This window comes from Neorhizobium phenanthreniclasticum (assembly GCF_040066075.1).
GTDB classification, from domain to species: Bacteria; Pseudomonadota; Alphaproteobacteria; order Rhizobiales; family Rhizobiaceae; genus Neorhizobium; species Neorhizobium petrolearium.
Map to the genome: position 1 here is coordinate 180,874 of NZ_JBEAAL010000003.1, position 23,834 is coordinate 204,707.

26 protein-coding genes are annotated in these 23,834 nt (G+C 61.7%); 16 read left to right on the top strand and 10 right to left on the bottom strand.

Going from position 1 to position 23,834, the window contains the following annotated elements; translation table 11 throughout:
• Positions 1-100: 100 nt before the first annotated feature.
• The 6 genes from ABK249_RS07005 (at position 101) to ppa (ending at position 7,207) form a co-directional block, all read left to right on the top strand.
• Positions 101-1,216 (top strand): ABC transporter ATP-binding protein, encoded by a 1,116-nt coding sequence (locus ABK249_RS07005; protein WP_227704369.1) that lies wholly within the window; start codon positions 101-103, stop codon positions 1,214-1,216.
• On the top strand, positions 1,209-2,168 hold the full coding sequence (locus tag ABK249_RS07010) for an ABC transporter substrate-binding protein (protein ID WP_227704368.1): 960 nt from the start codon (positions 1,209-1,211) through the stop codon (positions 2,166-2,168). Before ABK249_RS07005 ends, ABK249_RS07010 begins: the two co-directional genes overlap by 8 nt.
• Before the next feature lie 11 nt (positions 2,169-2,179).
• Positions 2,180-3,862 (top strand): ABC transporter permease, encoded by a 1,683-nt coding sequence (locus ABK249_RS07015; protein ID WP_227704367.1) that lies wholly within the window; start codon positions 2,180-2,182, stop codon positions 3,860-3,862.
• 132 nt (positions 3,863-3,994) lie between these two features.
• On the top strand, positions 3,995-5,812 hold the full coding sequence (gene typA, locus ABK249_RS07020; RefSeq protein WP_348862505.1) for a translational GTPase TypA: 1,818 nt from the start codon (positions 3,995-3,997) through the stop codon (positions 5,810-5,812).
• A 200-nt stretch (positions 5,813-6,012) separates the two neighbouring features.
• Positions 6,013-6,519 (top strand): GNAT family N-acetyltransferase, encoded by a 507-nt coding sequence (locus ABK249_RS07025; protein WP_037156744.1) that lies wholly within the window; start codon positions 6,013-6,015, stop codon positions 6,517-6,519.
• A gap of 151 nt (positions 6,520-6,670) precedes the next feature.
• Entirely contained in the window at positions 6,671-7,207 is a 537-nt protein-coding gene (ppa, locus tag ABK249_RS07030; protein ID WP_037156746.1) for an inorganic diphosphatase, read from the top strand.
• Positions 7,208-7,217: 10 nt separating this feature from the next.
• Here the strand turns inward: ppa and ABK249_RS07035 are convergent, their stop codons facing one another.
• Positions 7,218-7,529, bottom strand: a complete 312-nt coding sequence (locus ABK249_RS07035) for a DUF167 domain-containing protein (protein ID WP_227704366.1) — start codon at positions 7,527-7,529, stop codon at positions 7,218-7,220.
• Positions 7,526-7,816 (bottom strand): YggT family protein, encoded by a 291-nt coding sequence (locus ABK249_RS07040; protein ID WP_037156750.1) that lies wholly within the window; start codon positions 7,814-7,816, stop codon positions 7,526-7,528. The genes ABK249_RS07035 and ABK249_RS07040 overlap by 4 nt, the downstream gene beginning before the upstream one ends.
• Positions 7,817-7,956: 140 nt before the next feature.
• On the opposite strand from ABK249_RS07040, the gene ABK249_RS07045 reads away from it, so the two are divergent.
• Positions 7,957-9,192, top strand: a complete 1,236-nt coding sequence (locus ABK249_RS07045; RefSeq protein ID WP_227704365.1) for an MFS transporter — start codon at positions 7,957-7,959, stop codon at positions 9,190-9,192.
• Between the two features lie 14 nt (positions 9,193-9,206).
• On the opposite strand, the gene ABK249_RS07050 is transcribed toward ABK249_RS07045, so the two are convergent.
• From ABK249_RS07050 to hemC, 6 genes are all read right to left on the bottom strand, one after another.
• A complete protein-coding gene (locus ABK249_RS07050) occupies positions 9,207-9,971 on the bottom strand; it encodes a glutamine amidotransferase (RefSeq protein ID WP_407722151.1) in 765 nt (254 codons plus the stop codon).
• A gap of 17 nt (positions 9,972-9,988) precedes the next feature.
• Positions 9,989-10,468 (bottom strand): tellurite resistance TerB family protein, encoded by a 480-nt coding sequence (locus tag ABK249_RS07055; RefSeq protein ID WP_037156756.1) that lies wholly within the window; start codon positions 10,466-10,468, stop codon positions 9,989-9,991.
• A 21-nt stretch (positions 10,469-10,489) separates the two neighbouring features.
• Positions 10,490-12,109 (bottom strand): heme biosynthesis protein HemY, encoded by a 1,620-nt coding sequence (locus tag ABK249_RS07060; RefSeq protein ID WP_227704363.1) that lies wholly within the window; start codon positions 12,107-12,109, stop codon positions 10,490-10,492.
• 8 nt (positions 12,110-12,117) lie between these two features.
• A complete protein-coding gene (locus ABK249_RS07065) occupies positions 12,118-13,365 on the bottom strand; it encodes a COG4223 family protein (RefSeq protein ID WP_348862506.1) in 1,248 nt (415 codons plus the stop codon).
• Between the two features lie 89 nt (positions 13,366-13,454).
• Positions 13,455-14,165 (bottom strand): uroporphyrinogen-III synthase, encoded by a 711-nt coding sequence (locus tag ABK249_RS07070; RefSeq protein ID WP_227704361.1) that lies wholly within the window; start codon positions 14,163-14,165, stop codon positions 13,455-13,457.
• 4 nt (positions 14,166-14,169) lie between these two features.
• Positions 14,170-15,099 (bottom strand): hydroxymethylbilane synthase, encoded by a 930-nt coding sequence (hemC, locus tag ABK249_RS07075; RefSeq protein WP_227704360.1) that lies wholly within the window; start codon positions 15,097-15,099, stop codon positions 14,170-14,172.
• Between the two features lie 84 nt (positions 15,100-15,183).
• Between hemC and tsaD the strand changes: the two genes are divergently transcribed.
• From tsaD to ABK249_RS07100, 5 genes are all read left to right on the top strand, one after another.
• Positions 15,184-16,281 carry a tRNA (adenosine(37)-N6)-threonylcarbamoyltransferase complex transferase subunit TsaD gene (tsaD, locus tag ABK249_RS07080; protein WP_227704359.1) on the top strand — a complete coding sequence of 366 codons (1,098 nt, stop codon included), beginning with the start codon at positions 15,184-15,186 and terminating at the stop codon, positions 16,279-16,281.
• Positions 16,278-17,267, top strand: coding sequence for an NAD(P)H-dependent glycerol-3-phosphate dehydrogenase (locus ABK249_RS07085; RefSeq protein WP_227704358.1), 990 nt, complete (start codon positions 16,278-16,280; stop codon positions 17,265-17,267). The genes tsaD and ABK249_RS07085 overlap by 4 nt, the downstream gene beginning before the upstream one ends.
• A 76-nt stretch (positions 17,268-17,343) precedes the next feature.
• Complete coding sequence (locus tag ABK249_RS07090) at positions 17,344-17,637, top strand: YciI-like protein (RefSeq protein ID WP_037156768.1); 294 nt, start codon at positions 17,344-17,346, stop codon at positions 17,635-17,637.
• Between the two features lie 8 nt (positions 17,638-17,645).
• Positions 17,646-18,086 carry an EVE domain-containing protein gene (locus ABK249_RS07095; RefSeq protein WP_227704357.1) on the top strand — a complete coding sequence of 147 codons (441 nt, stop codon included), beginning with the start codon at positions 17,646-17,648 and terminating at the stop codon, positions 18,084-18,086.
• 5 nt (positions 18,087-18,091) lie between these two features.
• Positions 18,092-18,736 (top strand): class I SAM-dependent methyltransferase, encoded by a 645-nt coding sequence (locus tag ABK249_RS07100; protein WP_227704356.1) that lies wholly within the window; start codon positions 18,092-18,094, stop codon positions 18,734-18,736.
• A 627-nt stretch (positions 18,737-19,363) separates the two neighbouring features.
• Here the strand turns inward: ABK249_RS07100 and ABK249_RS07105 are convergent.
• Positions 19,364-19,948: a glutathione binding-like protein gene (locus ABK249_RS07105; protein WP_227704355.1), complete on the bottom strand. Its 585-nt coding sequence runs from the start codon at positions 19,946-19,948 to the stop codon at positions 19,364-19,366.
• Between the two features lie 125 nt (positions 19,949-20,073).
• Between ABK249_RS07105 and ABK249_RS07110 the strand changes: the two genes are divergently transcribed.
• On the top strand, positions 20,074-20,442 hold the full coding sequence (locus ABK249_RS07110) for a winged helix-turn-helix transcriptional regulator (RefSeq protein WP_227704354.1): 369 nt from the start codon (positions 20,074-20,076) through the stop codon (positions 20,440-20,442).
• A gap of 54 nt (positions 20,443-20,496) precedes the next feature.
• Here the strand turns inward: ABK249_RS07110 and ABK249_RS07115 are convergent, their stop codons facing one another.
• Entirely contained in the window at positions 20,497-20,901 is a 405-nt protein-coding gene (locus ABK249_RS07115) for a hypothetical protein (protein WP_227704353.1), read from the bottom strand.
• 285 nt (positions 20,902-21,186) lie between these two features.
• Between ABK249_RS07115 and sdhC the strand changes: the two genes are divergently transcribed.
• From sdhC to sdhA, 3 genes are read left to right on the top strand one after another with little or no spacing between them, the layout of a single operon-like run.
• Positions 21,187-21,579, top strand: coding sequence for a succinate dehydrogenase, cytochrome b556 subunit (gene sdhC / locus ABK249_RS07120; protein WP_227704352.1), 393 nt, complete (start codon positions 21,187-21,189; stop codon positions 21,577-21,579).
• 12 nt (positions 21,580-21,591) lie between these two features.
• Positions 21,592-21,972 carry a succinate dehydrogenase, hydrophobic membrane anchor protein gene (gene sdhD, locus ABK249_RS07125; RefSeq protein ID WP_037156781.1) on the top strand — a complete coding sequence of 127 codons (381 nt, stop codon included), beginning with the start codon at positions 21,592-21,594 and terminating at the stop codon, positions 21,970-21,972.
• Between the two features lie 7 nt (positions 21,973-21,979).
• Positions 21,980-23,821: a succinate dehydrogenase flavoprotein subunit gene (gene sdhA, locus ABK249_RS07130; protein ID WP_227704351.1), complete on the top strand. Its 1,842-nt coding sequence runs from the start codon at positions 21,980-21,982 to the stop codon at positions 23,819-23,821.
• Positions 23,822-23,834: the final 13 nt, after the last annotated feature.

A 23,834-nucleotide genomic window follows, 5' to 3' on the forward strand; every position in this document is an offset into this window, starting at 1 on the left:
CAGGTTGGCGGCGCACTTTGGAGTATCTGGCTACCTGTCACATGACTGTTATGGAACCTTAATATGCAACCGGCATCGCCCTCATTGATGCCGGCCCCCCATGACGTCTCATCTCTCAGCGACCGATGCTGCCGTCTCGACGGCCGCGCTGGAATTGCATTATGGCGTGACGCCGGTGCTGAAAGGCATCGACATTTCGCTTTCCAAGGGGAAAACGCTGGCACTGCTTGGCCCTTCCGGTTGCGGCAAGACGACCTTGCTGCGGCTGGTCGCCGGATTGCTGGCACCAACCAAGGGCTCTGTCGCGATTGCCGGCCAGGTGGTCGCGGATGCCGCGACCGGCAGTTTCGCGCCGCCCGAGAAGCGCAATCTCGGCATGGTCTTCCAGGATTATGCGCTCTGGCCGCATCTGACGGTCGGCGGCAATGTCTCTTTTCCGCTCGAAATGCGTGGCATCGGCCGGGCGGAGCGACAAAGCCGGACGATGCGGGCGCTCGAACGCGTGGGCCTTGCCGCCTATGCCGACCGCCGGCCAAGCGATCTTTCGGGCGGCCAGCAGCAGCGGGTGGCGATCGCCCGCGCCATCGTCGCCGAACCGCAGCTCATTCTTTTCGATGAGCCTCTTTCAAACCTCGATCGCGAACTGCGAGAGAACATGGTCGGCGAGCTTGCCGAACTGATCGCGACTCTCGGATTGACGGCCATCTATGTCACGCATGACCACAGCGAAGCGTTGACGCTTGCAGATGACGTTGCCGTCATGCGCGGTGGCCTGATCGAGCAGCTCGCCTCTCCGGATGAACTGGTCGAGCGGCCGGCATCGCCGGAAGTGGCGGACTTCCTGCGGCTCGGCGGCATTGCCGATCTCGAATACCGGGACGGGCTCTGGTTCTTCAAAGGCAGTGATGTGGCATTGCTCCGGGATGCCGGCCGCGCCGGCGCGGCCTCTCGTGTCCTGATCCCCATTGCCTCCATCACGCCGGGAGAGATAGCGCCGGGCCGTCTGGCGGCGACCGTGTTGCGTTCGCAATTTCGCGGCGACGGACACCTCGCGACCGTTTCGCTCGCCGGGCTCGCTAAAGTCGAATTGCAGCTGTTGAGCCGTGTCAAGCTGAGGCCGGGAGACGGTATCGGCCTTTCGATCGATCCGGATCAGCTCCGCTGGTTCGGCAATAAAGTTCATTCATCCAAAGAGGAGAATTTGGAACATGCTTAAGTTATTGAAGAGCATTACTTTCGGCGTCGTCGCCGCGGCGTTGGCGGCGGGCGTCGCCCATGCCGACATCACAGTCTACACCGCGGGTCCGCAGAGCCTCATCGACAAGCTGTCGGCCGGCTTCACCAAAGAGACCGGCATCAAGGTCAACGTCTTCCAGGCCACGACCGGCAAAGTGATGGCGCGTATCGAGGCGGAAGCTTCCAACCCGGTCGTCGACGTTCTGATTTCCGCGTCCTGGGACACGGCCACCGACTTCGCCAAGCGCGGCTGGCTGCTTGCCTATACCAGCCCGAACGCCGCGAAGGTGCCAGACTTCCTGAAGACCGACACGGCCGTTGCCCAGGGCATCTCGGCGCTCGGTATCGCCTGGAACACCAAGAGCGGTACGCCGAAGCCGTCCGAATGGGCGGACCTTACCAAGTCGGAATACAAGGATCTCGTCAACATTCCGGACCCCGCTCAATCCGGTTCCGCCTTCGAACTCGACGCGGCTCTCGCAAACCAGGACGAATTCAAACTCTTCAAGGACCTGAAGGCCAATGGCGCGATTATCGCCGGCGCCAATGCTGAAGCCCTGAACCCCGTCCTGCAGGGCGCCAAAGCCGCCGTCTTCGGTGCCGTCGACTACATCACTTTTGCCGCGAAGGCCAAAGGCGAGAGCGTCGATGTGATCTTTCCGGCTTCCGGCACGGTCATCGCGCCACGTCCGGCTATGATCCTCAACTGGTCCAAGCATCAGGACGAGGCCAGGAAGTTCATCGACTACATGCTCTCCGACGAGGGGCAGAAGATGATTGCCGACACGAAGCTCATGCCGGCCCGCACCGATATTCCTGCCGACAGGCCGCTGATCAGCGACCTGAAGCTGCTGAAGTATGATACCGCCGACGTCTACGGCAAGCGCAAGGAAACGCTGGCTGAAATCACCAAGATCTACGGCGGCAAGTAAGGAACGGTCGGATGAAGGTGAACGGCGGCATCGGCGGTGCGGCTCCGGCTGCCTGGCTCGCAATCGCGGGACTGATCGTTATCGTCGCCATTCCCTTCATTGCCGTGGTGCTGCAGGGCATTTTCCCCGATCTCGGACAGGGTTCGTTCGCGGGCCCTTTCTCCTCCTTCATCGCGACGCTAGGTGATGGTGCGCTGATCGGCATGGCCGCAAATACCGTGCTGCTCGGTGGCTGCGTGGTGCTTGCTTCGGCACTGATTGCCGTTCCGCTCGGGGTTTTCCGGGCACTCTACCGCATCCCCTTGGCGCCGGTCTGGGATGTGCTGCTGCTCGTGCCCTTCATGATCCCGCCCTATATCGCGACGCTTGGCTGGATCATGACCTTGCAGCCGCGGGGATACCTGCAGCAGCTTGCAGGCTTCAATCTCGCGCCTTTCCTATTCTCGCTGTTCGGCATGACGCTGGTCATGACGTTCAACACGTTTCCGGTCGTCTATTTCGCGGTGTCGCGCACGGTCGAGGCGGTAGGAGCTCGCTATGCGGATGTTGGCCGGGTGTTCGGCGCAACGCCGGCTCGCGCCTTCTGGCGGATCACGCTGCCGCTTTCGGCGCCCGGTCTCGCCGCGAGTCTCATGCTCGTTTTCGCCGCGGCCATCGAGGAATACGGCACGCCGGCGGCGCTCGGTCGGCGCGCCGGTTTCCAGGTGCTCGTGACAGGCATCGATCTCAGGATCACCGATTGGCCGATCGATTTGCCGGGCGCGGCGCTCCTGTCGATCCTACTTGTCGCCATGTCGCTGGTGACGTTCCTGGCGCAGCGCTGGATTCTCGCGCGGCGCTCGTACCAGACGGTCGGCGGCAAGCCGACGGCGAAGGACAAGCGCCCGCTTGGGGCGCTGAAAATCCCCGTCATGATCGCATTTGCTGTCGTAGCGTTCCTGGCGACGGGCGTGCCGCTTCTCGCAATCCTGTCAACGGCGCTGTCACGGACCATTTCCGGCGGACTGGCGCTGGACAATATCAGCTTCGCCAACTTCCAATCCGTCTTCGCCAACAGCGCCGGTGCGCTGGTGGCTCTCGCCAACAGCTTCTCGCTCGGCATCGGCACGGCGCTGATCACCGGCCTTATCGGCGTGATGGCCGCCTATACTGTGGTGAAGACGAAGATTCCAGGCCGCATGACCATCGACGTGATGACCATCCTGCCGAATGCCCTGCCGGGCATCGTCGTGGCTGTGGGCCTGATCCTCGCCTGGAACATGCCCTGGCTGCCGGTGACGCCCTACAACACCGCCTTCATCCTGCTGCTTGCCTATTGCTGCATCCTACTGCCACAGCCGGTGCGCTATACGACGGCGGCATTCCAGCAGATCGGCGACAATCTGGAGGCGGCGGCGCGCGTCTTCGGCGCGAGCAGTTTTACGGCCTTCCGCCGCATCCTTCTGCCGCTCGTCTTCCCGAGCCTCGCTTCCGCAATGCTGCTCGTCTTTGCGCTCGCCTCGCGCGAACTGGTCGCCTCGGTGGTCGTCGCCCCGGTCGGCATGCAGACGATTGCGACCTTCATCTGGCGGCAATTCGAGCAGGGTTCGATCGGGCTCGGGATGGCCATGGCCTTCATTGCCATCCTGATCACCACGCTTCTGCCGCTTCTTCTGCTGACGCTCCTGAGGCGCAGCGGCCTCGTGGCGGAGTAACCGTGTTCGCCGCCCTTGATTGCAATTGTAACCGCATCCCCTTTCGCGAATGCGAAAAAAAGGATATGAGCCCGCCAACGAAATTTGGCGCGTCCTCCCGTTCATCGCGCCGCAGCCTCAGAGATCTTGAATATGGCACTTCGCAACATCGCGATCATCGCGCACGTTGACCATGGGAAAACGACCCTCGTCGACGAACTTCTGAAACAATCCGGTTCGTTCCGTGAAAACCAGCGCGTCGCCGAACGCGTCATGGATTCGAACGATCTGGAAAAGGAACGCGGCATCACCATTCTCGCCAAGGCAACTTCGGTTGAATGGAAGGGAGTTCGCATCAATATCGTCGACACGCCCGGCCACGCCGACTTCGGCGGTGAGGTCGAGCGCATCCTCTCGATGGTGGATGGAGCGATCGTGCTCGTCGATGCGTCCGAAGGCCCGATGCCGCAGACCAAGTTCGTGGTTGGCAAGGCACTGAAGGTTGGCCTTCGCCCGATCGTCGCGATCAACAAGATCGACCGTCCGGATGGCCGCCATGAAGAAGTCATCAACGAGGTCTTCGACCTGTTCGCTAATCTCGATGCGACCGACGAGCAGCTCGATTTCCCGATCCTCTACGGTTCCGGTCGCGACGGCTGGATGAACTTCAATCCGGAAGGCCCGAAGGACGAAGGTCTCGCGCCGCTGCTGGACCTCGTTCTCAGCCACGTTCCGGAGCCGACGGTCGAAGAAGGTCCGTTCCGGATGATCGGCACCATCCTCGAAGCCAATCCTTTCCTCGGCCGCATCATTACAGGCCGCATCGCTTCCGGGTCGATCAAGCCGAACCAGAGCGTCAAGGTCCTCGGCCAGGACGGCAAATTGATCGAAACCGGCCGGATTTCCAAGATTCTTGCCTTCCGCGGGATCGAACGCCAGCCGATCGAGGAGGCACAGGCAGGCGACATCGTCGCGATCGCCGGCCTCTCAAAGGGCACTGTGGCCGATACTTTCTGTGATCCCTCGGTCACAGAGGCCATGAAGGCCCAGCCGATCGATCCGCCGACCGTTACGATGTCCTTCATCGTCAATGACTCGCCGCTCGCCGGTACCGAAGGCGACAAGGTCACCTCGCGCGTCATCCGCGACCGCCTTTTCAAGGAGGCGGAAGGCAATGTCGCGCTGAAGATCGAAGAAGCCGAAGGCAAGGATTCGTTCTTCGTCTCCGGTCGTGGCGAATTGCAGCTTGCCGTCTTGATCGAGACCATGCGCCGGGAAGGGTTCGAGCTGGCCGTATCGCGTCCGCGCGTCGTCATGCACAAGGACGAGTCCGGCAACCTCATGGAGCCGATCGAGGAAGTCGTCATCGACGTGGATGAGGAGCATTCGGGCGTCGTCGTGCAGAAGATGTCCGAGCGCAAGGCCGAGATGGTCGAGCTGCGGCCTTCGGGCGGCAATCGTCTGCGCCTGCGTTTTTATGCTCCCACCCGCGGCCTGATCGGCTACCAGTCGGAATTGCTGACCGATACGCGCGGCACGGCAATCATGAACCGTTTGTTCCATGATTATCAGCCTTACAAGGGACCGATCGGCGGTCGCGTCAATGGCGTGCTTCTGTCGAACGGTTCCGGCGAAGCCGTGGCCTATGCCATGTTCAATCTGGAAGATCGCGGTCCGATGATCATCGAGCCGGGCGAAAAGGTCTACCAGGGCATGATCATCGGCATCCACAGCCGCGACAACGACCTGGAAGTGAACGTGCTGAAGGGCAAGCAGCTCACCAACATCCGCGCCGCCGGCAAGGACGAGGCAGTGAAGCTTACCCCGCCGATCCGCATGACCCTCGACCGCGCGCTCTCCTGGATCCAGGACGACGAGCTGATGGAAGTGACCCCGAACTCGATCCGTCTGCGCAAGATGTATCTCGATCCGAATGATCGCAAGCGCTACGAAAAGTCCAAGATCGCTTGATTTCATAGCTGTTTGAACCTTCCCGAGCCCCGGCAGCGATGCCGGGGTTTTTTCTGTGTCTTCGCAGCGGCGAGACTTGTGACAAAGGTTAAAAACACGTTAACGTCTTCTCGTCGTCCACATGAAAGGTCTGTGGGCAAATCCTCCTACACCCAATGGTGAAATGGCGGATTGACCACGACAGGGCTTAAAGTAGCGTTATGAAAACGTTGTCGATCGATGTCCGCCGGGCGGAACCGGAAGACGCAAGAGCCATCTCGGAGGCGCACCGTGAGGCATGGACCCAGGCTTATGCCGGGCTCATTCCTTACAAGCCGCTGACGCAGATGCTGGAGCGCCGGGGCGAAGCCTGGTGGCGCAAGGCGACACGTGGTCCCGCAACGCTGCTGGTTCTTGATGTCGCCGGTGCCATTGCCGGTTATGCGACAATCGGGCTGAACCGGGCACGCGCCCTGCCCTATGACGGTGAGGTTTACGAAATCTATCTGCGGCCTGAATTCCAGGGGATCGGGCTTGGGAGACGTCTGTTTGGCGAGAGCCGGCGGTTGCTGAGATCGCTTGGCTGCGAAGGCCTTGTCGTCTGGTGCCTCGAAGACAGCGAGCATGCGGCGAGTTTCTTCCGCCGGCATGGCGGAGCGGATGTCGCTGAAGGCATGGAGGATTTCGGCGGCACGCAGCTTCGCAAGATCGGCTTCGTCTGGCCCTGATCGGCCGTACTGCTGCCACTTTCTTAATTTTAGCGTTTTCTAATTTTATAGCTGACGCTGGGAGTTAACAATCCTCCCAAAGCCTTGTTGCTTTGCAGCATGATTCCCGCTATCGACGGATACCTTTGTCGAACCTGACCCGAGGAAAAGAATGCGTATCGATGCGATTTCCGTTGGCAAGAATCCGCCAGACGACGTCAACGTCATTGTCGAGGTGCCGGTAGGCGGCCATCCGATCAAATACGAGATGGACAAGGAAGCCGGTGCGCTGATCGTCGACCGCTTCCTCTACACGCCCATGACCTATCCGGGCAACTACGGCTTCGTGCCGCACACGCTGTCGGAAGACGGTGATCCGATCGACGTCCTCATCTGCAATACCCGCCCGCTGGTTCCGGGCTGCGTCATCAACGTCCGGCCGATCGGTGTCATGGTCATGGAAGACGATGGCGGCAAGGACGAGAAGATTCTGGCCGTGCCGGTGCCGAAGCTGACGCGCCGCTACGACAAGATCGCCAACTACTCCGACCTGCCGGAAATCACGCTGAAGCAGATCGAGCACTTTTTCGAGCACTACAAGGATCTCGAGCCCGGCAAGTGGGTGAAGATCGGCGGCTGGCAGGATGTAGGCGTCGCGAAGAAGCTGATCCTCGAGGCCGTCGATCGTTTCAATGCGCAGAAGAAGTAAGCTGGCAGGCTTATAGAAGCTTCTTGAGTTTCTCTTCCAGATCCTCCGGGTCGCCGTCGATCCGGAGGATTTTTTTACGCGCAGTTTCGCCGGAAATGATCGAAATGGAGGATTTGGGAAGCCGGAACGTGTCGGCGATCAGCAGGATCAGCGCCTTGTTGGCCTTGCCGTCTTCGGGAACCGCCGTGACGCGCGCCTTCAGGAAAGCCTCGCCGTCGGCCGCGATCTCAACGCCTTCGACAACATTGCGACCTGCATTCGGCGTCAGCCGGATTGCAAGCCTCAGGTGATCGGGATGCCTGCTGTAAGGGGTGTTGTTCACGCGACCAGCGGATAGATCGACGTCCACATCAGCGAACGGATGAAGAAGATGATCAGGAGCAGGATCACCGGGGAAATATCGATGCCGCCGAGATCGGGCATGAAGCGGCGGATCGGGCGGAGCGCCGGCTCAGTCACGTTGTAGAGGAAGCGGCCGATCGCGTCCACGAATTGGTTTCGTGAATTAATGACATTGAAGGCATAGAGCCACGAGAAGATGGCGCTGGCGATCAGCACCCAGGTGTAAAGGTTCAAGGCCAAATCGATGGTCTGAAACAGGGCGAGCATTCACGTCTCCATTTCGTTATTGACAGACATGTAGACATTGGCGAACTAACGGGCAAGTGCCGCACTTGGGCCTCATCCAAATCATGTTTAACGGGGGACGGGGACGATGCTGGTTCCGGCTCCGCTGAAAGTGCTATTAAATGTCGATTTCCGCCTCGGGCGATCGTTTCGCCGCCTTCCGGCATTCATCCTATACGCGGTTTTTCTTCGCCCGCTTTCTTTCCGCCTTTTCGATCCAGATCGTCAGCGTCGCAGTTGGATGGCAAATGTACGACGAGACGCGCAATGCGCTCTATCTCGGCCTGATCGGGCTTTTCCAGTTCCTGCCGTCTCTGCTCCTGATCCTTGTTACCGGCTCGGTGGCCGACCGCTATAACCGCCGCGCCATCGTCGCCATCTGCATGGTGGTCGGAGCGCTCTGCGCCGGCGCTTTGTTGGCGCTGACCGTCACGCACACTTTTACACCCTGGCTGGTTTTCGCAATTCTGATCGTTTTCGGTATCGAACGCGCCTTCATGGGACCGGCGGTGCAGTCGCTCGGGCCGAATCTCGTGCCGGAAGAGGATCTGCCGAATGCGGTTGCCTGGAACTCCTCTTCCTGGCAGACGGCAGCGATCCTCGGCCCCGTGGTTGGCGGCCTGCTTTACGGCGTCAGTGCAGTCGTGGCTTACACCGTTGCCTTCGCCTTCCTGGTGCTGGCAGGCCTTTTCGTTTTCCTGATACCGAAACCGGCACAGAGGCGTGCCGCCAACAAGGTGAGCTGGGAGGAGATTCTTGCCGGCTTCCGCTTCATTTCCAGCGAAAAGATCGTGCTCGGTGCGATCTCGCTCGATCTCTTTGCGGTCCTGCTCGGCGGCGCGGTGGCGCTGATGCCGATCTTCGCGCGCGATATCCTGGAGCTCGGCCCTTGGGGTCTCGGCATGCTGCGGGCAGCTCCGGGAGTTGGGGCGATTGCGGTGGCAATATACCTCGCCTTCCATCCGATCCGCCATAAGGCGGGCCTTGCCATGTTCATCGGCGTCGGGCTTTTTGGCGTCGGCACGCTGATGTTCGGCCTGTCGGTAACGCCCTGGCTTTCCATCTCGGCGCTCATGCTGATGGGGGCGTCCGACATGATCTCGGTCTATGTTCGCGAGACCCTGATCGCTCTTTGGACGCCGGACGAGGTCCGAGGCCGCGTCAACGCCGTCAACATGGTTTTCGTCGGTGCGTCGAACGAGCTCGGGGAATTCCGCGCAGGCACCATGGCCTCGATCTTCGGCGCCGTGCCGGCCGTCGTCATCGGCGGCGTCGGCACGCTCGCGGTTGCGATCATCTGGTCGCTCGGTTTCCCGAGACTCCGCAGGATCGACAGCCTGGAAGCACCGATGCGATAACGTTGCCAGCGGATTCAGCCGGTCTGCAGGGCCGGCTTGCGCACCGGCTTGCTCTTCCCCTCCGATGCAGCCGGACGATCGAAGACGATATCGAGGAAATTCCAGAGCCATTCCTTCAGCGGCGCGTCGAAGATCATCCGGCCCTCGAGATGTTCGCGGCCCTGCTGGGCGTTCGGCATGATGAAGCGATGTTCGCCATGCACGACCCAGCGCTGCATCATGGCGCGCGTCAGTTCCGCATGGAACTGCAGGCCCCAGGCGTTCTCGCCGTAGCGGATTGCCTGGTTCGGATAGGCATCGCCTTCGGCCAAAAGCTGGACGCCGTGCGGAACGTCGAAACCTTCGCGGTGGAAATGGTAGACCATTTTAGGCCAGTGCGTCAGCAGACGACCGTGCTCCGTCGGGCGCAAGGGGTACCAGCCGATCTCGGTGAGACCGTCCTTGTCCGGCCCGACGCTGCCGCCCAGATGCCGGATCATCATTTGAGCGCCGAGACAGATACCGAGATAGGGTTTGTTTTCCTTGAGCGGCACGCCGATCCAGTCGATTTCGGCTTTCACGAAGGGGTCTGGATCGTTGGCACTCATCGGCCCGCCGAAGATCACGGCACCGGAATGGCCTGCCATGGTTTCGGGCAGGAGATCGCCCAGGACGGGGCGGCGGATATCGAGCGGAAAACCCTTGTCGATCAGCATCTGGCCCACGCGGCCTGAGGAGGAGCGCTCCTGGTGCAGCACGATCAGCACGGGGAGCTTTCCGGTACGACGGGAAGGAAGCATCAGCATCTTGTATACCCTCAGTCTCCTCCCTGATCTCCTCCCGTTGCGCGCATCGCCGCCTGCTGGCGCTGCAGAACCCTGTCCCGCGCCGAGACGCCCAGAAGATCGGCGATCCTCCAGATCACGTGATCTTCGATCTCGCTTCGCTGACCGTCCGCGTAGACGATATCCCAAAGAATGCCGAGGAGCTCGACGCGATCGTTCTCGTCGACGAGATATCGTCTAAGATCGGAAGTAAAACGATAATAGTCAACCGCCTCGCTGCCGGCCTGATGACCAATCTCGATCAGCGCCTTCAATCGTTCCTCGCTGAGGTCGTAGCGCTCGCGCAGCAGGTTGCGGAACTTCTGCTGTTCCTCCTCCGAGACGTTGCCATCAGCTTCCATGACCTGGAAACAGAGCGCGACGAAAGCGACCCGAGGATCGTCCGGCGCGAATTCCTGTGAGTGGTGCGGTGATGTGAGAGTGTGGAGAAAGGCCTGAATGCGGTCCAACATCTATATTCAGGCCCTCGCTTTCTAAAAGAGCCGGAGCCTTGTCGGAGGCTGCGCGGCATCGGGATCTTTCACACCCGGATCATCTGGCGGACGGCCGAAAAAGGGAACCGGCTCCTCCTCACTTTCCGGCGATTTTCCAGTCTTTGAGGTCACATTCCCGGGAGCCGGTGTTTTTGCTGCAACAGCTATTTCTGTCTGCGGGGGCTTCGCAGGTTCCGAGGACGGGGAAACCGGTACGATGATCGGCTTGGACGGCTGTTCCACTCTTGTTTCCGGCCTGATTGCGGAAACAGGCGGCAGGCTGGCTATGGCTTCCTCGGCGGCGAGCGATCCTTCCTCGATCGGTCCTTCGAGCTGGCCGAACGGCGCCTTCCATTCGAATGCATCAAGCCGGCCTGTCACCGGCGAAAGCGGCAGCCACTTTTCCGAAACGAAGCCATCCGCAACCCAGGCGGGATCCCGCGGCGCACGCAGCGCCTGCGCCATCCAGTGGCGTACACGTCCCTGATCTCCGGTCTCCGCCTCCTCGATATCGGCCAGCAGCAGATAGGCGGCCTCGCGGGAATCCATGCGAGCGGCGGCCTCTGCCTTGGCGCGCGCCTTCCGGAATTCATGCGCGTCGAGCGCGGCCTGGGCGACGGCCAGCAGGGACTCGACGTTGTTCGGGCGGAGCGCTTCCAGCTTCTCGGCACGCTTCAGGCGATCGGTCGTGCTGTCACCGCTGCGGGCGCGGACATAGGCGCGGGCAATGTCCGGATGCGGCCCGAGCTTCCAGACGCCTTCGAGAACGGTGGCTGCCTTGCGGACATTATCCTCACGCAGCCAGGCCTTTGCGGCAATGACGGCGGCGGGCACGAGATCCTTGGCAAGCTTCAGGGCCGCCATGGCGTCGTCGCGGGCGCCTTTCGGGTCGCCCTCCAGCCGGTCGTCGGCCTTGGCGGTCAGCAGCACGGCCTTCCAGCGGTCGGCCTGGTTCTTGTCGATGACGCTTGCTGCGCGTTGCTGATCCAGCAGGCGGATCGCATCCTCCCACCGGCCGGCCTGGCTGCGGGATTCCAGCGTCGCCTGCGCCGCCCAGGGCAGGTAGGGGGCATGTTCCACGGCCTTTTCGGCATATTGCCGTGCGGCCTCGTTGGCTCCCAGCCTGCGGGCTTCCATGTAGAGGCCCCGCAAGCCCAGCTCGCGGGTCTCCGGATCCTCGGCCATCTGCTCGAATTTCTGGCGCGCTTCGTCATGCTTGCCCTCGATGAGGGCGGTCTGGGCTTCGAGGAGGTGGATCAGCGGCTCCTGGTCGGCGCGCAGAAGGCCGCGGGTGCGGACACTCATCTTGCGGGCTAGCAACGCGTTGCCCGCGCCGGCGGCGATCAATCCCGTCGAAAGCGCCTGATAGCCGCGGTCGCGCTTGCGGGCCCGGAAATAGCGGCGGACGGAATAGGGCGAGGTCCAGATCACGCCGACGATCCACCAGAGAATCATCGCGGCTGCGACAAGCGCAACGACCATGGTGGCGGCAACCATGATGCTCGTCTCGATCAGGTGGTCCTGCCAAGTGATGGAGATGAGACCCGGGCGATCGGCAAGCCAGGAGAAACCCCAGCCAAGGGCCAGCACGACAACGAGGAAAATGAGAAGTCTGATCATCTAGGGCCTCAGCCTTGAGTGCCGGCGACGGCACGCGTCAACGTTCCGCCCACGAGATTTTCCACCTGAATGCGAGCATCGAGTTTCTGCTTGAAATCGCGAGAGACCACCTTTGCCGGCTCCGGCAGCGCATCCCATTCGCGGGCGGAGGCCTGGAGGTTGCCGTTGCGCAGCCCTTCTTCCAGGCGGGCGACAATCGCCTCCGGCGTATCTCCCTGGACATCTCCGACGCGCCGCACCTTGACCACGGATATTGCCGAAGACAGAAGCCGGTCGACGATGCCCTGGTTCGGGTCCGGCTGGACGACGGCTTCCAGCATGGCATCGGCCATGCGCGGAAACTCGCGTTGCAGGTCGGCGCGGGAGGGGATCCCGCCTGCTGCAAATTTCTGGAGATCGGCAACCGCCGGATCATCGCCGGCAACGCTCGCAAAGGTCTGGAGTTCGGTCTCGAACGACCCGCCGCGATCGATGGCCGCCTTCAAAGCCGCGGCGGCAATGGCGCGGGCAATTTGTTGTTCCGGGCCACGGTCATTGAGCCGGGTTTCAATTTCCTTGACCCGGTCTTCGACAGCCAGTCCGTTGCTTGCCGTCGATTCGATCGCCGAGCGCAGTGTGTCGACATCCGTCTTCATCGCGGCAAGCGCCTGTTCGGACACGCCGCCGACTGGAGCATTTGCCGAAGCTTCAAGGGCCGCGACGCGATCGGCAAGCGCCGTATCCGCAGCCGGCGAGGCCGGCCTGTCGCGAAGTGCCGCAACTTCCTGCCGCAGTTCTGCAAGCTCCGACGAGACGGGGGTTATGTCGACGGCCGGCGCACGCGTTGCTGCGGGCAGATAGCCTGCGTATTGCATGCTGCCGGCAAGGGCGAGTGCCACGATGCCGCCGAAAACTCCGGCCGCGACGAGGGTCGATGTGGCGGGGCTGGTGCGGGGATGCGGTGCAGGCGTCGGTTCCGGTTCCGGGGTTACGGTTGCGGATTTCGGCTCTTCCGGAATTTCGTCATCCTCGACGATCGGGGAACTCTCGGTGGTGGAGGGGGGCGCGACGGGTTCGTCCGTAATGTCGCCCTTTGCTTCCTGGGGCTCCACGGATGTCTCCGAAGCTTCCGCGACCTGTTCAGCGGACGTCACCGGTTCGTCGGTATCGTTACTGCGGACCGGCTCCGCGACTACATCCGATTCCTCGGCCGTCAGATCGATCGTGACCGGTTCTTTTTCTGCCTTCGACCGGCGGGGTGGTTTTTCCGATACCATCTCGACCTCTTTTTGCATGCGCTCACAGGAAATTAGTCGGTGGGTGAGTGGAAGGAAAGGGGCGGGCGGGATTTTGCCGCGGGCCGCGACTAAAGAAGGGCAAGAAGCCCGTCTTCGTCAGGGTGTTCAGCGATCTTGATGTTTCTGTGAAATTCATATGGCACGACCCCGGCGACGTTATCGCTGAGGCAGAGCATCCGCATGGCTGCCAGAGCCGCAGCGTGCGGCACTGCGAAATCAAAGAAGAGGCGCGCATTCTCGCGGGAATAAAGAAGCACTGCGTTGGCCGGCGGATCGAGCAATGCATGCCGGATAATGTCCTCATCATAAGCTATGGGTGACATCTCGTAGATTTCCGCCGTCACAAAAGGCACCTTCTTCGCATGCAATCCCTCCTCGAATTTCGGCGAGCGCGGTTTTCCAGCCAGATAGAGGAGGGGAGCGGCGAACTCCGGCGTGCGGCTTGCAATCAGTTCGGCGAGTGCGGCTCCGGTGCCAGGCCCGACGCAGATGTTTTGGAAGCCCGCTTCTCCCGCCGCCCTGGCGGTGGCATCGCCCACGACATAGAGCGTTTCTTCGAGATAGGGTTTAAGGCGATCCGCCAGGGCCGAAAGGACCCGGACGGCTTCGGCACTGGTCACGGCAAGCGCGGCATGTGGTTTATCGAAGGCATCTTCCGCCAAGTCCGCGCGGTGCCGTGCTTTCGTCAGCGGCAGAAGAACCGGCTCATGGCCGAGGCTCCGCAGCCGTTCGGCCGACCGGCGGGCGGAGTTTTCCGGACGGGTGACGACGACCCGCACAGGCTCAACTCCAGCCTTCGAAGAAATCGGTGCCTGCGGCTACGCGCACCGCTTCGCCCGCCTTGCGGCCCAGTGTCTCGGCGTGCTCGCGGTGACCTTCCACCTCGATCGAGTGCTCCTTCCCGCCGTCCGGCGTCAGGATAAGGCCGGAGAATTTCATGTGATCTCCCTCGCAGACCGCGTAACCGGCAATCGGCGTGCGACAGGATCCGTCCAGAGCTGCAAGGAATGCGCGTTCGCAGGAGACCGCGTCGTAGGTCGCCCGGTCGTTGATCGCCTCCAGCAGAGTATCGATGCGGGCATCGCCGATGCGGTTTTCGACGCAGATCGCGCCTTGCGCCGGGGCAGGGGGAAAGTCGGCCGGGTCCAGCAGTTCGGTGACGACGTCTTCCTTGGCAAGGCGTTTCAGGCCGGCATAGGCGAGAAGGGTTGCATCGACCTCCCCCTCGCTCAGCTTACGCAAGCGCGTGTCGACGAGGCCGCGGAAGGTGATGACGTCGATGTCCGGCCGGATGCGACGGATCAGCGCCTGGCGGCGGAGGGATGATGATCCCACCGTGGCGCCGTCGGGCAATGCAGTCAAAGTTGGTGCGGTGCGGCCGATGAAGGCGTCGCGGAAATCCTCTCGCGGCAGATAGGCGGCGAGCCGCAGACCGTCAGGCAGTTTGGTGGGCATGTCCTTGGAGGAGTGCACCGCGAAATCGAGATCGCCGGAAAGAAGTTGCTCCTCCAGTTCCTGGGTGAAGAGGCCTTTGCCGCCGAGCTCCGTCAGCGGCCGGTCGTTGATCCGATCGCCGGTCGTTGACAGCACGACGATCTCGAACATCTCTTCCGGCAGGCCATGCGCGGCCATGAGCCGGGCGCGTGTTTCGGAGGCCTGGGCGAGCGCCAGCGGGCTGCCTCGCGTACCGATCCGAAAAGGTTTTGTTTGCATCCGCGTCATTCCGTTGTTACCGGAAGCTCTCGTAAACCTCTTTCTTCCAGCTCGCAATCAACGATGGGCAGTCAACGATAGGGCATGGCGACCTTTCTTCGCATCCTGGGCATCGAAACTAGCTGCGACGAGACCGCCGCAGCGGTGGTCGCGCGTCATGAGGACGGCCGCGGCGAAATCCTTTCCGATGTCGTGCTATCCCAACTCGACGAGCACAGCGTCTATGGCGGAGTGGTGCCGGAGATCGCGGCACGTGCCCATGTGGAGGCGTTGGACGGACTGGTCGAGGAGGCTCTTCACCGCGCCGATGTATCGCTCGACGAGATCGATGCGGTTGCCGCGACCTCCGGGCCGGGCCTGATCGGCGGACTGATCGTCGGGCTGATGACGGCCAAGGCGATTGCACGCGCCGCCGGCAAGCCATTGCTCGCCATCAATCATCTCGAAGGCCATGCGCTGACGGCGCGGCTGACGGATGGCCTTTCGTTCCCCTACCTCATGCTGCTGGTATCCGGCGGTCATACGCAGCTCGTGCTGGTGCGCGGCGTCGGCGAATACGAGCGCTGGGGCACGACGATCGATGACGCGCTCGGAGAAGCCTTCGACAAGACGGCAAAGCTGCTCGGTCTGCCCTATCCCGGCGGGCCGGCCGTGGAAAAAGCCGCACAGAGCGGCGATCCGGACCGTTTCTCCCTTCCACGTCCGTTGGTCGGCGAGGCGCGGCTCGATTTTTCCTTCTCCGGCCTTAAGACTGCCGTGCGGCAGGCGGCGACCGAAATCGCTCCGCTTTCCGAACAGGATGTCGCCGATATCTGCGCCTCATTTCAGAAGGCGGTTTCCCGCACGCTGCGCGACCGTATCGGCCGCGGGCTGGCGCGTTTCAAGGAAGAGTTCGCCAATCTCGACGTCGATCCGGCTCTTGTAGTGGCTGGAGGCGTCGCGGCCAATCAGGAAATCCGCCGCACGCTGCAGGCGCTCTGCCTGGAGCATGGCTTCCGCTTCATCGCCCCGCCGCTTCGGCTTTGCACGGACAATGCGGCGATGATCGCCTGGGCGGGCCTCGAGCGGCTGGCGGAGGATTTTCCGGCTGATCCGCTCGATGTCGCGCCGCGCTCGCGCTGGCCGCTGGACAGCCAAGCCCAGACCCTGCTCGGCTCCGGCAAGCGGGGTGCCAAGGCATGAAGGGCCAGGAACGTGTCGTCGTCATCGGCGCGGGAGCTTTCGGGACTGCGCTTGCCGCCGTGATCTCGCTGGAGGGCCGATATCCGGTGACGTTGATCGGCCGCGACCCTGAGCTGATGAGCGACCTGCGTGAGGATCGCGTGCATGACGCAGCGCTTCCCGGTGTGCCGCTGCCGGATGCGCTGGAGTTTTCCGTCGAGCCGGATGCGATCAGCGAGGCGAGCCTTGTACTTTTCGCCATGCCTTCCCAGGCGCAGGCGGATGCGGCACGGCATTACGGTCCCTATCTCGCCAGGGATGCGGTGGTGGTCATCTGCGCCAAGGGAATAGACAAGTCTTCGGGCAAGCTGCTGACGGAGGTGCTGGAGGCGGAATTGCCGCATCATCCGATCGCCGTTTTGTCCGGCCCCGGTTTCGCTGCCGATATCGCGCGCGGCCTGCCGACCGCCATGGTGATTGCTGCGGAGGACAAGGCTCTCTCGGAACGACTTGCAAACATGCTCTCGGGCCGCACGTTCCGGCTCTACGCCTCGACCGACCGGATCGGGGTGCAGCTCGGCGGTGCGCTCAAGAACGTGCTGGCGATCGCCTGTGGCATCATCGAAGGCGCGGGCCTCGGGGATTCGGCGCGTGCTGCGCTGATCTCGCGCGGGCTTGCGGAGATGTCGCGGCTCGTCCAGGCGATGGGCGGCAGGGCGGATACGGTTCGTGGGCTTTCGGGGCTCGGCGATCTGGTGCTGACCGGCACGAGCCATCAATCCCGCAACCTTCGCTTCGGCATCGCGCTCGGCAAGGGCGAGCCCGCGGAGACTGCCGGCGGTCCGCTGGTCGAGGGCTTTCATGCGGCTTCGGTCGCGGCCCGGCTGGGGGAAAAGTTCTCGGTCGAGCTTCCGGTGACCGAGGCGGTGGCGGCGATCATCGACGGGAAGCTCGATATCATGTCGGCCATGGAGCAACTCATGACACGGCCGATCAAAACCGAATAACAATTCTTTCGTGACCGCGCATATTGCCCGAAAACCGCTTCCAACTTTTCGGGATGCGCTCTTAGGAGAAGACCCGATGCTGTTTGCCTTTCTCTGCACCGACAAGCCCGGCCATCTGAACGTCCGGATGGAGACCCGTCCCGCTCATCTCGAACATCTGAACAAGCTCAATGCGGAAGGTACGCTGAAGATGGCAGGCCCCTTCCTCGATGACGAAGGCAAGCCGAACGGCAGCCTGGTGATTGTCGAGGCCGCCGACATGGAGGCTGCCCGGACGATCGCGGAAGCCGATCCCTATTATCTCGCCGGTCTCTTCGAGAAGGTCGAAGTCAAACCGTACAACTGGGTCTTCAACAAGCCGGCGGAGTGAAGCGAGAGATGGCGTACTGGCTTTATAAATCCGAACCTTCTTCCTGGTCCTGGGAACAGCAGAAGGCCGCTGGCGCCAAGGGTACCGAATGGACCGGGGTGCGCAATTACCAGGCACGCAACAACATGCGTGCGATGAAGATCGGCGACAAGGGCTTCTTCTATCATTCCAATGAGGGGCTTGAGATCGTCGGCATCGTCGAGGTCTCAGCGCTGTCGCACCCCGATTCGACCGCCAAGGACGATCCCCGCTGGGACTGCGTCGATGTCCGCGCGGTCACGGATATGCCGAAGCCGGTGACGCTGAAGGACATCAAGGCGAACCCGAAGTTCGAGAAGATGTCGCTCGTCACCTCCATGCGGCTTTCCGTGCAGCCGGTGACGGAAGAGGAATATTTCGAAATCTGCAGGCTCGGCGGTCTCGACAATCCGCCGCGCTCGCCGGACTGAGCGATTTGAAGACCGATCCCAGGACCTTCATCCTCGAAAACACCGATCTCATGCCGCCGCCGCATGTGCCGGAAATCCGGCTGCATCTTGCGACCGAAGCGCATGAGCTCTGGCTGAAGACAGAAGAGGATCTGGACAAGATCGGCCTGCCGCCGCCCTTCTGGGCCTTCGCTTGGGCGGGCGGGCAGGGGCTGGCGCGCTTCATTCTCGACCATCCGGAAACGGTAGCCGGCAAAAGAGTTCTGGATTTCGCCAGCGGTTCTGGGCTGGTGGCGATTGCCGCGAAGCTTGCCGGCGCCCTTGATGTGCTGGCGGCGGATATCGATCCCTGGACGGAAACTGCAGTCAGCCTGAATGCGGCGGAGAACGGGGTCGAACTTCGGTTCACGCGCGAGGACCAGGTTGGCAAGGCGGTCGATGCGGACGTGATCCTTGCCGGTGACGTCTTCTACGACAGAGATTTCGCCGGGGCGCTGATCCCCTGGTTTACGCGGCTTGCAGGCGGGGGGAGGCTGGTTCTGGTGGGCGATCCGGGGCGGAGTTATTGTCCCAAGGACCGCCTGGAGCAGCTCGCGGTGTATGACGTGCCGGTGACGCGGGTGCTGGAAGACAGCGAGGTAAAGCGGACGACGGTCTGGCGATTCCGGTAGGCACACCAGGACCATTCCCGCGCAGTCTCCTGCCGTGGTTTTCAAAGAACAGTCCGGAGAAGCGCACGCGAATGCGGAACCTCGGATTATAGTAATAAAAGTGGCTCCACATTCGCGTGGCCTTCGGCGTTCTTTCGGGGCTTCCGGCCCCTACAGGTGATCCTCTCGCCTCGCTGCGTGGCTTCATTCGCGGTCTCCTTTCGGGAAACCTTGCCACTTGCACGGCTATACCGAACCGGACATGGCTGTCCGGGGGAGGCTTGATAGGAGCAACCGCCTTTCGGCACGCGCTCCATGGTTTTCACCTCTTCCACCTTTCCCGCACGTTACGGTTCCGATGGAAGCGCCGGCTCCCGCCTGCCCGCGAACGTCTCGCGAAACACTCCGGCAACGGAAGCGGGGCAATTCTAGGCATGACGCAAGAGGGCGGGGATGAAAGGGAGTGATTTTTTCTGCCGATTTCTCCCAAGGCCTTGATTTGCCTCACCGCACCCCCCTCTGCCCTGCCGGGCATCTCCCCCTCAAGGGGGAGATCGGATGGGCGCACCGGCTTCCCCTTGCGTGGAGGGCTGACACGGCACGCCGGCCAGTAGAACGTGCCCGGTCAGCTCGTCCGTAACTGAAGGATCACGCCAGTCCTTCCTCGGCGAATGCCTGGATGACCGAGGATCGTACCCTCATACGGTCGAAGCAGGCCTGCAGGTTTTCCGGCAGTTCGACCCCGCTTTTCGGTGCGACCATCAGCACCCAGAACAGGTAGCAGTCGGCGATCGTCATCTCGTCGGCGATCAGGAATTGCTTTTGGCCCATCTGGTCGGCGAGGATGGCGAAGGCCTTCTTGAGTTTTTCGCGGGCGCGGACTTTTTCGGGCTCCGGAAAATCCCTGAAGAAGGGGGCATAGTTCGTGTGAATCTCGGACGACATGAAGGCGAGAGCTTCCAGCGTCCGCCACCGTGCGATGCCTCCCTCGGGAAGAAGCTTGCCGCTCCGTTCGGCGATATAGTTCAGGATGATCTGGTTTTCCGTCAGGATCGTACCGTCCTCGAGTTCGAGGGCGGGAATGTAGCCTTTCGGGTTGATCGACAGGAAGTCGCGGCCGTCTTCGGTTTTCTTTTCGCGATCGATGCCGGATAGCCCGTAGGGAAGGCCGGTCTCGATGAGGGCGATATGATCGGCCAGGCTGCAGGCTGCCGGGTAATAAAAGAGCTTCACGGTGGTCTCCTTGCGATAGACCCGCCTGAGGGCTTCTTCCCGTCGGGATGGTCCATATTGTTGACCACAGCCATTTATGTGACCTAAAAATGCCCGTCAAAAGCATATTTTTAGGAGCAGGTCAGATGGATGTGACCGCCAAACCGGCACATGCTGGCTGCAAGGCCGTCAGCGAGATCCTGAGCCGCGTGGGCGACAAATGGACGATACAGGTCGTTGTGGCCTTGAGCCTGGGTTCGCGGCGTTTCAACGGGATCAAGCGGCATGTCGGCGGTATCTCGCAGCAGATGCTGACACGCACGCTGAAGACACTGGAACGTGACGGTATGGTCGAGCGAATCGTTCACCACAGCTCTCCGCCACAGGTCGAATATTCGCTGACGCCGCTCGGCTATTCCCTGGCCGAGACTGCGCATCAGCTTGCCCAATGGGCGGCCGCCCATCAGTTGGAGATAGAGGGCAATCGCCTTCAATACGACGCGCGTTCACCGTGAGACGGGCTGCGGCCGCTCATATTGCGATAGCGGTATTCAGCTTGCCTTCCGGTCTCAATTCCCGCCGCGGATGACGCAGGCACCGGCCTCGTAGATGCAGGCGTTGACGGGCGCGAAAGCATCCTCCGTTTCGCCGGCGACATCGATGATCTTCACGGAAGGCGAAACCGAGCCGCTCCCTGTCATTGATATAACGGGGCTCGTGAAGGGCGTGTCCCGATAGCTCCGCAGGATATAGACGCTACGGCTTGCGGTGCGGGCTATGTCGAACGTGCCGCTGAAAATGCCGGGCTTGCTGACAAAGGCGGCGAGGTCGCTATTGGAGACAAATGCACCGGCGGGCGCGGATAGATAGTGCCAGTGGCCGTAGTCGCGGTCGCCCGCCTGCGATGGGGACGACAATGTCGCTGCCAGCACCAGGCCGGCAACGAAAACAGGCTTCATGCGATTCGCGATCATGGCGAACTCCGGCAAAATCGTTAACGAAACGTTAACATGAAACGGCCTCGCTCGTCGCGCCGGCAATGAGTTCTTTGCAAATCGTGGTTAATGTGAGCGCCGGGTTCGAGCCGATGTCGCCTTGAGAAAGACACAATCGATTAAATTTGAAATCCGTTTGAATTGTTCTTGTCGTCCGTGATTTCGAAGATTAAACCACGCCGATGATGCAATGCACATTTCTTCGGCATCGTGCATTGTTGGGCGCCCGCCCTTAAATACCGCATACGACGCCGCGAGGTTCTGATGGCGAATGTGACAAATAACCGGCCTCTGTCGCCGCATCTGCAAATCTATAAATTCATTCCCACCATGGCGATGTCGATCGTCCACCGCATTACCGGCGGAGCGCTCTACTTCGGCACGCTGCTTGTTGCCGCCTGGCTGATCTCGGCCGCTTCCGGCGAGGAATATTTCAACTGGGTCAACTGGCTGTTCGGCTCGCTCATCGGACAGCTCGTGCTTTTCGGCTATACCTGGGCCCTCATCCACCATCTGCTCGGTGGTCTGCGCCACATCATGTGGGATCTCGGCTATGGCTTCGAGAAGGAATTCTCGACCATGCTCGCCAAGGCCAATCTTGTCGCTTCCATCGTCCTGACTATCCTGGTCTGGGCGGTCGTGCTTATCGTTCGCTGAGGAGACAGGATCATGGATATGCGCACTCCTCTCGGAAAAGTCCGCGGCCTTGGTTCGGCCAAGAGCGGTACGGAGCATTTCTGGCGCGTCAGGACCACGTCCGTCGCGCTCGTTCCGCTCCTCGTTTTCTACATCGTCTTCCTGATCATCTATGCCGGCAGGCCCTATGCCGAAGTGGTCGGCGCACTCGCCAATCCCTTCGTTGCCACGATCAATGCGCTGACCATCGTCGCCAGTATCGTGCATATGCGTCTCGGCATGGAAGAAATCATCCAGGATTACATCCATTCCGAAGGCATGAAGATCGCTCTTCTCATCCTCAATGCCTTCTTTTCCTTCCTGATCGGCGGCCTCTGTCTTCTCGCCGTCCTGAAAATCGCGTTTGCAGGATAATCCCGTTATGGCATCGATCACACCCATCGCCCAGACCGGCAAGGCCTATATCTATGTCGACCATTCCTATGACGTGATCGTCGTGGGCGCCGGTGGCGCTGGCCTGCGCGCCACGCTCGGAATGGCCGAGCAGGGCTTCAAGACCGCCTGCATCACCAAGGTTTTCCCGACCCGCTCGCATACCGTCGCGGCACAGGGCGGCATCGCCGCCTCGCTGCAGAACATGACGCCGGACAGCTGGCAGTGGCACCTCTACGACACCGTCAAGGGCTCCGACTGGCTCGGTGACGTCGATGCCATGCAGTACATGGTCATGGAAGCGCCGAAGGCCGTCTATGAACTCGAGCATTACGGCGTGCCCTTCTCGCGCAATGAGGAAGGCAAGATCTATCAGCGTCCGTTCGGCGGCCATATGCAGAACTATGGCGAAGGCCCGCCGGTGCAGCGCACCTGCGCTGCCGCCGACCGCACCGGTCACGCGATCCTGCACACGCTTTATGGCCAGTCGCTCAGGAACAATGCGGAATTCTTCGTCGAATATTTCGCGCTCGACCTGATCATGTCGGACGACGGCCGCTGCACCGGCGTTGTCGCCTGGTGCCTGGACGACGGCACGATCCATCGCTTCGCTGCCAAGATGGTGGTGCTGGCGACCGGCGGTTACGGCCGCGCCTATTTCTCGGCAACGTCCGCCCATACCTGCACCGGCGACGGCGGCGGTATGATCGCCCGCGCCGGCCTGCCCCTGCAGGACATGGAGTTCGTGCAGTTCCATCCGACCGGCATCTATGGTTCGGGCTGTCTCATCACCGAAGGCGCACGCGGCGAAGGCGGCTACCTCGTCAATTCCGAGGGCGAGCGCTTCATGGAACGCTATGCGCCTTCGGCCAAAGACCTCGCCTCCCGCGACGTTGTTTCCCGTTGCATGACGCTGGAAATCCGCGAAGGCCGCGGCGTCGGCAAAAACAAGGACCACATCTTTCTGCATCTCGACCATCTCGATCCGGCCGTCCTGCACGAGCGTCTGCCAGGCATTTCCGAGAGCGCCAAGATCTTCGCGGGCGTCGACGTGACCCGTGAGCCCATTCCGGTCCTGCCGACCGTGCATTACAACATGGGCGGCATCCCGACCAATTTCTGGGGCGAAGTCCTGAATGCCAATGCTTCCAACCCGGAACGGATCGCACCCGGACTGATGGCTGTCGGCGAAGCGGGCTGCGCCTCGGTGCACGGCGCGAACCGTCTCGGTTCCAACTCGCTGATCGACCTCGTGGTTTTCGGCCGCGCCGCTGCGATCCGCGCCGGCCAGGTCATCGACAGGGCCGCGCCGGTGCCGGCCCTCAACAAGGCCGCCTGCGACAGGATCATGGAGCGTTTCGACGGCCTGCGCCATGCCAGCGGCTCCACGCCGACCGCCGTGCTGCGCGACAAGATGCAGCGCGCCATGCAGGAAGACGCGGCCGTGTTCCGCACCCAGGAATCGCTCGAATCCGGCTGCCGCCGGCTTTCGGAAATCTGGGGCGAGCTCAAGGACATCAAGGTCACCGACCGTTCGATGATCTGGAACTCCGACCTCGTCGAGACGCTCGAACTGCAGAATCTGATGGCAAATGCGATCACCACGGTCTACGGCGCGGAAGCGCGCAAGGAAAGCCGCGGCTCTCACGCCCGCGAGGATTATGCCTCCGGCCCGTTTGCCGGTCGCGACGACGTAAACTGGCGCAAGCATACGCTCGCCTGGGTGAGCGAGGCCGGCGAGGTGAAGCTCGACTACCGCCCGGTCCATACCGAACTCATCGCAGAAGGTATCGATCCGCACAAGATCGAGCCCAAGGCACGCGTGTACTGAGGCCATGACAGCC